At 34.6% G+C, this 9,489-nt stretch carries 9 protein-coding genes; 2 read left to right on the forward strand and 7 right to left on the reverse strand.

Translation table 11 applies throughout. The features are described 5' to 3' along the window. Positions 1-36: 36 nt before the first annotated feature. The gene (gene topB / locus KI369_RS16355; protein WP_212956641.1) at positions 37-2,181 is read right to left on the reverse strand and encodes a DNA topoisomerase III; all 2,145 of its coding nucleotides are present in this window, start codon (positions 2,179-2,181) and stop codon (positions 37-39) included. Positions 2,182-2,512: 331 nt separating this feature from the next. On the opposite strand from topB, the gene KI369_RS16360 reads away from it, so the two are divergent. Beyond that, positions 2,513-3,058 (forward strand): hypothetical protein, encoded by a 546-nt coding sequence (locus KI369_RS16360; RefSeq protein WP_212956642.1) that lies wholly within the window; start codon positions 2,513-2,515, stop codon positions 3,056-3,058. A 110-nt stretch (positions 3,059-3,168) separates the two neighbouring features. On the opposite strand, the gene KI369_RS16365 is transcribed toward KI369_RS16360, so the two are convergent. Beyond that, positions 3,169-4,452: an aminopeptidase P family protein gene (locus KI369_RS16365; RefSeq protein WP_212956643.1), complete on the reverse strand. Its 1,284-nt coding sequence runs from the start codon at positions 4,450-4,452 to the stop codon at positions 3,169-3,171. Positions 4,453-4,642: 190 nt separating this feature from the next. On the opposite strand from KI369_RS16365, the gene KI369_RS16370 reads away from it, so the two are divergent. After that, positions 4,643-4,873, forward strand: a complete 231-nt coding sequence (locus KI369_RS16370) for a DUF896 domain-containing protein (RefSeq protein ID WP_212956644.1) — start codon at positions 4,643-4,645, stop codon at positions 4,871-4,873. A gap of 47 nt (positions 4,874-4,920) precedes the next feature. On the opposite strand, the gene KI369_RS16375 is transcribed toward KI369_RS16370, so the two are convergent. From KI369_RS16375 to deoC, 5 genes are all read right to left on the reverse strand, one after another. Then, complete coding sequence (locus KI369_RS16375; protein ID WP_212956645.1) at positions 4,921-5,403, reverse strand: CcdC family protein; 483 nt, start codon at positions 5,401-5,403, stop codon at positions 4,921-4,923. A 232-nt stretch (positions 5,404-5,635) separates the two neighbouring features. Beyond that, on the reverse strand, positions 5,636-6,031 hold the full coding sequence (locus tag KI369_RS16380; RefSeq protein WP_212956646.1) for a cytidine deaminase: 396 nt from the start codon (positions 6,029-6,031) through the stop codon (positions 5,636-5,638). Positions 6,032-6,064: 33 nt separating this feature from the next. Continuing rightward, positions 6,065-7,366, reverse strand: coding sequence for a pyrimidine-nucleoside phosphorylase (locus KI369_RS16385; protein WP_212956647.1), 1,302 nt, complete (start codon positions 7,364-7,366; stop codon positions 6,065-6,067). 36 nt (positions 7,367-7,402) lie between these two features. After that, positions 7,403-8,584, reverse strand: a complete 1,182-nt coding sequence (locus KI369_RS16390) for a NupC/NupG family nucleoside CNT transporter (RefSeq protein ID WP_000876170.1) — start codon at positions 8,582-8,584, stop codon at positions 7,403-7,405. 100 nt (positions 8,585-8,684) lie between these two features. Next, the gene (deoC, locus tag KI369_RS16395) at positions 8,685-9,356 is read right to left on the reverse strand and encodes a deoxyribose-phosphate aldolase (protein ID WP_001017440.1); all 672 of its coding nucleotides are present in this window, start codon (positions 9,354-9,356) and stop codon (positions 8,685-8,687) included. Between the last annotated feature and the right edge of the window lie 133 nt (positions 9,357-9,489).

The raw sequence follows: 9,489 nt of genomic DNA on the forward strand, positions 1-9,489 counted from the left end.
GTTTAATTATCATATTTTTTTATTTGTTGAAACCACTTAATTCTCAAACACAAAATTAATCTTATTATCTTTCCACTCTAACTTCGCATCAAATGTTTTCTCGCCCTTTGTAAAGCCTTTAATTAAATCGGTCTTTTCACCTTTTAAGAGCTTTGTCATATTCTTTTGCGAAATTGTTTTACTTAATATCTTCTTTGAGATGGTAAAATCACATTGTGTTGTATTGTAGTTAGAACAACCATAAAACGTTGATTTATCAATCACATCGCCATCACATTTTTTACAACTACCAACCTTTTTACCTGTTGTAAATTTCGATCCTTTTCGCTCAATCGATTCAACATGTAATCCAGTGAAATCCCACTTCTCCGACATTTCCACTGCATCTTCAATAATTTTAGCGGATAGCTTTTTCGTTTGTTCCATAAATGTAGCTGGTGATACTGTGCCTTCACCGATTTCCGCAAGACGCTGCTCCCATTTCGCAGTCATTTCTGGTGAAGCTAGTATTTTATCACCGATTGCGGTAATTAATACTTTCCCTTTATCGGTCGCATACACTTGGTTCTTCTTCACATCTATATATTTACGGTCTTTCAGCATCGTAATAATTCCAGCGCGCGTTGCCTCTGTACCTAAACCTTCTGTTTTCTTTAATACTTTTTCAAGCTCTTCGTTCTCTAAATACTTACCTGCAGTTTTCATTAACGTAATAAGTTGTCCTTCTGTATAACGCTTCGGTGGCTGTGTTTTTCCTTCTTTCACTTTCACCTTTACAACTTTTCCTTCTTCACCTTCTGCGACAATTGGAAGAATTGTTTCGTCATCTTTATCATCTTGGAAAATAACTTTACGCCAACCTTCTTGAATTTGCTGTTTTCCTTTTGAAATGAATTCAGCACGTTCATCTACAAGCGTTATAATCGTTGTATAATCAAAGATCGCAACTTCATAATGAGCTGCAATAAGTCTTCTTACGATCATATCGTAAATTTTCTTTTCATCACCTGATAATCTGCTTGGGTTTGTAACTTGCTCTGTCGGAATAATGGCGTAGTGATCTGTTACTTTCTTTTCATTCACATAACGCTTATTATTCATAATTGATTCAATTGGTGCTGGCAATAAACCTTTATATTCATCAAACTGACTTAACTTCTGTAAAATATCAGGGAACGTCGCTGCTTCTCCTTGTGTAACATAGTTGGAATCCGAACGAGGATAGGAGACAATTCCTTTTTGATATAGTGCTTGCGTTATATCAAGCGTCTTTTTCGGTGAGAATTTGAATGCTTTATTTGCCGTAGCTTGCAGTGATGATAAGTTAAATAACAGCGGCGGCTGAAATTCTTTACGCTCCGTTTTCATTTCCTTCACTACTGCCGGTTTACCTTGGCAAAATGCCGCAATTTTATTCGCCATATCAGGGTCTTGTAAGCGGGATTCACTATCCTTCTCCCATTTCCCCTCATACTTCTTTCCTTCTATATTAAAGGTTGCGAACACTTCCCAAAACGGCTCTGACTTAAAGTTTTCTATTTCCTTTTCACGCTTTACGATTAACGCGAGTGTCGGTGTTTGTACACGACCAGCAGAAAATACATCGTTCATTCCCTTTTTCTTTAGCAAAATACTAAAGACACGCGATGCATTCATACCAACGACCCAATCCGCACATGACCTTGTATACGCCTCATAGTACGTATTGATTGTATCTGATTCATCAAGCAAGTTTTTAAATCCTTGGTAAATAGCTTGCTTCGTTAAAGATGAAATCCAAAGACGCTTCATCGGCTTGTGCACGTTACAAAGATTAATAATGTTTCGTACGATTAATTCCCCTTCACGCCCAGCATCGCCCGCGTGAATAATTTCTGTTACCTGAGGATTATGTAACAGCTGTTTCACTACATTAAATTGTTTATACTTTGACTTTGTTACTTCAAATTGAAAACGCTCTGGAATCATCGGTAACGTATTAAGTGACCACTTTTTCCACTCTTCGTGATAATGCTCTGGATTACATAACTGCGTCAAATGACCAATTGCCCATGTACAGTACGCTCCATTTGGAAATAACTCATTCGCTTCTACTTCTAAATATCCATCTTTCCGGCGATATTTAAATTGTGAAACAAGAGCCAAACCTTGATCTGGTTTCTCGGCAATAATTAATTTCATTTTATAACTCCCTATCTGTATTCCAGTGTTACGTTCATTGTCTATCTGTTTAGAAGCGATGATAAAACAACAATCTTATTTATCATTCGCGGTTTGTCTCGCAAATGGGAGACCTATAATATTATACGCTTATTCTTTATGGCTTCACAATAGAAACTCTTCATTTAACTCTTACATTCACATGCTCATAATTAAAAAGGCGTCCCAAAAATCAGGAGCCTTCTCACTTACATTTATGAAATTGTGCAGATAATATGCAGATATAAATAAGCATAAGTACTCTCCATATGAACATATGATGAAATGAATGATAGGACAGGGAGGTATCATAATGTTCGCTTACACATTAACGGCCTTAACACTTTGTTGTATCTCGATTCTTATTACATCATATATATCTAAATGCAAGGGTACCCTAATGGAGTATATGGTATTTATTATGTCTTTTAGTATGAGTATCGGTTTAAGCATAGGATTTTATTTAGGTATTCTTTTTAAAGGTGAATTACTATATTCTACTTTGCTTGCGATTCTGATTAGTGGTTGTATCGGTTTTGTATTTGGTCTACGTTTTCACCTATATACTGCTTTAGAAGGAATGTTCTCTGGATTAATGGCAAGTATGATGGGAGCAATGCTTACAGAAATGTTAAACGCTCAACAAGCTCATAGTATACTGTTTATTAGCCTTTTACTTACGATAACAATAACTATGTCATGTATAATTCAACTTTTATCAGAAACCTTTTCTACTTTTATCCAACGGCGTTTTTTATTATTACTTTCAATTAGTGTGTTAATTATCGTTGTCGTATTCGTAACATTCCCATATCATACTCCTCCACCTTCATCCGAGCATGATCAACATATACATTGACATTTGTAATATAATTGAATTTATAAATTGAAGATGCTTTTCGAGGAAATATCGCGGTTTACAATGAACAAAATAAAAAGACGCTCAAACTTGAGCGTCTTTCCCGATGATTATTTCGTAACAACTTCATCTTTTTTTACATTTACATTGTTTTCACTCATAAACGCTTCAATCTCTTCAACTTCTCTAATGATATCTTTTGATAAATTTTCATGTCCATCTTTCGTTACAAGAATATCATCTTCTATTCGAATACCTATGGACTCTTCCTCAATGTAAAGACCTGGTTCTATCGTAATAACCATACCTTCTTCTAACACTCTTTCTTTATATGTTCCTACATCATGCGTATCTAAACCAAGGAAATGGCTGACACCGTGATAATAGTATTTTGATAACTCTTCGTCTTCTTGAATTAAACCAATTGCTTTACACTCTTCTGCTAGTACCTTTTTTGTATGCTCATTTAATGCAGCAAACTTTACTCCTGGCTTAATGAGCTCTGTTGTTTCTTTTAATGCTTTTAACACGATATTATAAAGTTGTTTTTGGCGACTAGAGAATGTTCCACTAACCGGGAATGTGTAACTAATATCAGCATTGTAATAGTCTTTTTGAGCACCTAAATCAAGCAGTACTAAATCACCATTTTGAATTTGTGCATCATTATCTTCATAATGAAGAACTGTAGCATTTTTCCCACTTGCTAAAATTGTATTGAACGCATGATGCTTAATGCCAGATGATTTCAGTGTGAAATCAAACTGAGCTTCTAATTCATACTCCATCATGTCAGCTTTTGCATGCTTAAGTACGTTGTAAATACCCTCTTTCGTTACAGCAATTGCTTCTTTCATGATTTCAATTTCTTCTTCTGTTTTAAACACTCGTAATTCACAAATATTCGGATATACATTACCAATTAAAACGTGTGGATACTGTTCTCTTACATGTTTAGCAAATGCTAGCGTTTTTGTCTCCGTACCATTCCACTCACGACGCTCTAAATCCAAATATAGATGCTTCACATTTTCTGTGAAAAGTATATTTGACATTGTCTTTTCGAAACTATCTAAATATACAACTTTCTTTATACCTGAAATTTTCTCTGCTTCTTCGTTAGAAACTGTTTTACCGACCCATTTTTCCATTACTGGATCTGACTTTTCAATGAAAAGTGTTTCTTCTACACTACCTCCAACCTTCTTCAACATGAAAATAACATTTGGTTCATCGATCCCTGTTACATAGTAAAAGCTTCGATTCGGCACAAATTTATAATGTGCATCCGCTGACATATGTGGTGCTTGTCCAGCGAATAAAACAGTAATAGATTCATCTGGTAATGTGTTTACTAATCGTTCTCTATTTTGAGCAAAACATGTTGATTTCATAATAATCCCCCTAGCCTTTTATGTATACTTGCAAATCTAATTATCCAATACAGTTCATTCTATTATTGTTATAATCTTTCGTCAATTTTTAACCTTTCTTGATGGTGTTGACATAATTAAAATTACACGTTACAATAACTATACATTAGTAAGTAGCTAATGTAATTAAATCAAATTAGAGGTGAAACAAATGAAAAACATTTTATTCCGTATTAACGAATTATCAAAAAAAGAAAAAGCATCTGGATTAACAGTTGATGAAAAACATGAACAACAAATGTTGCGTCAAAATTATACACAAACATTTCGTGGAAGCTTAGATTCCATTTTATTAAATACAAAAATTGTTGATCAAAATGGTCTTAACGTTACACCAGCTGCATTACAAGATGCTCAAATACGTTTAAAATTAAGCAAATGAGTTCCGCGCTAAAGAATTTCAATAAAACATAAAAAGAGCTGGATTTCCTATATAGAAATTCCAGCTCTTTTTATTGTCTTTTCAAATTTAACATATGAGCGATACAACGCAATTCTCCACGATATAATCATCGCAAATGCAAGTAAGAAAAACATTCCGCTTAACTCTGCTAAATCAATTGATTGACTTAAATATGATTTCAATGCTACTCGTACAGCTAATAATCCGACTAAAATAAATATAAATGCTTTTGACGGTTTCATATATATTTGTTCATCTCTTATTTCAAACTTTGTTGTTTTAATTAGAAATATAGAGAAAATAAGCCCTGCGATAATTGCCTCTACTATTTCTAACGATGTTAATCGAAACTCCGGTAAAAAATACATCATGGAGCCAGTACTCATAAAAAGTGGCGGCAATATAATTTTCTTTTTCGTTACTGGTTTTTTCGCTGCCTTAAACCGAAGAAACATTACTCCAACAGCCATACAGACTGCTACGATACTTGATAAAAGTGCTAAACTCATACTCCCCACCCCTATCTATTTAAAAGATTTTTCGAGCAAACTCATAAACAAATAATGAAGTAAATACTGCATTATATAATTTCTTTATTCTATTCCTCCTGCTGTAAATTCCCCCTATTCTCTGCACTCATTTTACGCAAAATTTATGAACGGAATATGAACAAAATATTACATTCTATTTTTCAAACAAAAAAGCCATTTTGCAATTAATAATTGCAAAATGGCTTTTAACTTATTTTAAATCTTCATTTGTAAAAGCACCTGGAAGTAACTGCTCAACGGTCATTTCTTTTTCATCGCCTTTTACATTCGTTAATAATACAGGCATTTTCGGATCACAGAATTCAGCAATTACTTGTCTACAAGCACCACAAGGTGAAATCGGTCCGTCCGTTTCTCCTGTAATAACTAAGTAGCTAAAGTCGCGCTCCCCTTCTGATACCGCTTTAAAGATTGCTGTTCTTTCTGCACAGTTACATAAACCGTAAGAAGCATTTTCTATATTACAACCAGTATAGATTTTACCTTCTTTCGTAACTAACGCTGCACCAACAGGAAATTTTGAATACGGAATATATGCTTTTGCTAACATCTTATTTGCTTCTTCAATATATTTTTTCTTATCCATATTATTTCCTCCTCAAAGTAAGTGTAATGATGATTAGTCAGTAATCACTGTATGAACCAATTTAGGAGCCACTGCTGTTTCAGCGATTGAAATGTTCTCATAGATTTTAGCTTTTACATCTTCTACATTTTCACGGTTTGCATAAATCGTTACGAATGGTTCGCCTTCTTTTACTGCATCGCCCACTTTTTTACGTAACATTAACCCTACTGCTAAATCAATTTCATCTTCTTTTGTTGCACGGCCAGCGCCAAGTAACATAGCTGCGATACCGATTTCATCTGCAACAATGTTAGAAATAACGCCTGAAGTTTTAGCAGGTACATCAATTACATACTTCGCCTGTGGCATTTTTTCTGGATTGTCTACAATTGAGCTATCTCCGCCTTGATTGTTTAAGAACTCTTTAAACTTCTCAGTTGCTTTTCCGTTCTTCATCACTTCAATTAACATTTCACGCGCTTCTTCTAATGTATTTGCTTTTTTCGCAAGTACAACCATCTGACTTCCTAATACGAGTACTAATTCTGTTAAATCTTCTGGACCTTCACCTTTTAACGTATCGATTGCTTCTTTCACTTCTAAAGCGTTACCAATCGCAAGTCCAAGCGGTTGTGACATATCTGAAATAACAGCCATAGTTTGACGTCCTACATTATTTCCGATACGTACCATTGCATGTGCTAATTCTTTTGCATCTTCTTCTGTTTTCATAAATGCGCCAGCACCTGTTTTTACATCAAGTACGATCGCATCAGCACCAGCTGCAATTTTTTTACTCATAATTGAACTTGCGATTAAAGGAATTGAGTTTACTGTTCCTGTCACATCGCGTAATGCATATATCTTTTTATCTGCAGGTGTTAAGTTTCCTGTTTGTCCAATAACAGCTACTTTATCACGGTTTACGATATCAATGAACTGCTCTTTCGTAATTTCAACGTGGAATCCTTCTACCGCTTCTAATTTATCAATTGTTCCGCCAGTATGTCCTAAACCACGACCAGACATTTTTGCTACTGGTACATCTAAAGCAGCTACTAATGGTCCTAATACTAATGTTGTTGTATCACCAACACCACCAGTTGAATGTTTGTCTACTTTAATTCCTTCAATTGCTGATAAGTCGATTGTTTCTCCAGACTCCACCATTGCCATCGTTAAATCTGCACGTTCACGATCTGTCATATCTTTAAAGAAGATTGCCATTGCAAGTGCACTCACTTGATAATCAGGAATACTTCCGTCTGTATATCCATTAATAAAGAATTTGATTTCTTCAGTCGTTAATTCTTTGCCGTCACGTTTTTTCGCAATAATATCTACCATTCTCATTACAATCACCGTTCCTTTTTATATGATATGAATCTGTTAAAATAATAAGCCTACGATTGTTGCTGATAAGAAACTTACTAATGTTGCACCGAAAAGTAATTTCAAACCAAATCTTGCGACTACATTCCCTTGCTTTTCATTTAAGCTCTTAACTGCCCCTGCAATAATTCCAATTGAAGAGAAGTTTGCAAATGAAACTAAGAATACAGATATAATCGCTGTCGTTCTATCTGAGAAATTAAAGTTTCCTTGTGCTAAATCTGTCATAGCGACAAATTCATTTGATACTAATTTTGTTGCCATAATATTTCCGGCATTAACTGCTTCATGCCAAGGTACACCCATAATAAATGCAAATGGCGCAAATACATAACCAAGAATTTCTTGGAATGAAATACCGATTACACCTTTAAATACTGCATTAATAAATGCAATTAAAGCAACGAAACCGACTAACATAGCTGCTACTGTAATTGCAACTTTAAATCCATCTATAATATATTCCCCTAATACTTCAAAGAAAGTCTTTTTCTCTTCTTCTTGTACTTCTAACATATCTTCTTCTTCAGTAACTTCATAAGGGTTAATGATAGAAGCGATAATAAAACCACCGAATAAGTTAAGCACTAAAGCGGTTACAACATATTGTGGTTTTAATAACACCATATACGATCCAACGATAGACATTGAAACGGTAGACATTGCAGATGCACATAATGTATACATTCTTTTCTCTGGCAATAAGCCTAATTGTTTCTTAACTGAAATAAACACTTCAGATTGTCCTAAAATCGCAGAAGCAACAGCGTTATATGATTCTAGTTTTCCCATTCCATTTACTTTACTTAATGCTAGACCGATAGATTTCACAATAATAGGTAATACTTTAATATGTTGCAAAATACCAATTAAAGCTGATATAAATACGATTGGCATTAATACACTTAAAAAGAATGAAAACTCTTTTTGATTTACTAATCCACCAAATACGAAATTTACACCGTCAGCGGCATACTTTAATAGCTCTCCAAAACCATCTGCTATTCCGCTAATTAATATATTCCCTACACTTGTATTTAATAATAAAAACCCCAAAATGAATTGTAATATAACCATCGTTATGATTGGGCGATATTTGACTTTCTTTCTATCATTACTAGCAAGCCAAGCGATACCTAAAATCAATACGAGGCCAAAAATACCAATTAAGTATTTCATAAGCCGTTTCCTCCCATTCGTATCCGCTTACATTTTTTCACTATTAGAGCAATAGATACACTTTACTTTGTGTATCTATTGCTCTTGAATCCATTAATGATTAGTAGTTATCTGTAGCACCTTTTGCATCATTTAATACGATTGCAACACTAGCACTTGCTCCAACGCGAGAAGCTCCAGCAGCTACCATTTTGTCTGCATCTTCACGTGTACGAACGCCACCAGATGCTTTTACACCAACGTTTGGTCCAACTGTTTTACGCATTAATGCGATATCTTCAGCAGTTGCTCCGCCAGTTGAGAATCCAGTTGAAGTTTTTACGAAGTCAGCACCGGCTTTTACTGATAATTCACAAGCGCGTACTTTCTCTTCATCTGTTAATAGGCAAGTTTCAATGATTACTTTTACAAGAGCTTTTCCTTTTGCTGCTTGTACAACTTCATAGATGTCTTTTTCAACGAATTCATTGTCGCCATCTTTTAAAGCGCCTACGTTGATTACCATATCAACTTCAGTTGCACCTTTTGCGATAGCATCTTTTGTTTCGAAAGCTTTTGTTTCAGTAGTGCTTGCTCCTAATGGGAAACCGATTACAGTACAAACGTCTACATCATGTCCAGCTAGTTCATCAGCCGCTAGCTTTACCCATGTAGGATTAATACAAACAGAAGCGAATTTATATTCCTTTGCTTCCTCGATTACTTTCATAACATCTTCTTTAGTAGTATTAGCTTTTAAAATTGTATGGTCAATTAACTTTGCAATGTTCATTATCTTCACTCCTCATATCTTTTAACAACTTCATTCTAACTCTTAGTTGAACAAATGTAAATACACTTTTGAAATTTTGTTCATTCTTTTCAAAAAGGAATTTTCTTGTAGTAAATAAAGCGCATTCTAACTA

The sequence above is a fragment of the Bacillus sanguinis genome (assembly GCF_018332475.1).
GTDB classification, from domain to species: domain Bacteria; phylum Bacillota; class Bacilli; order Bacillales; family Bacillaceae_G; genus Bacillus_A; species Bacillus_A sanguinis.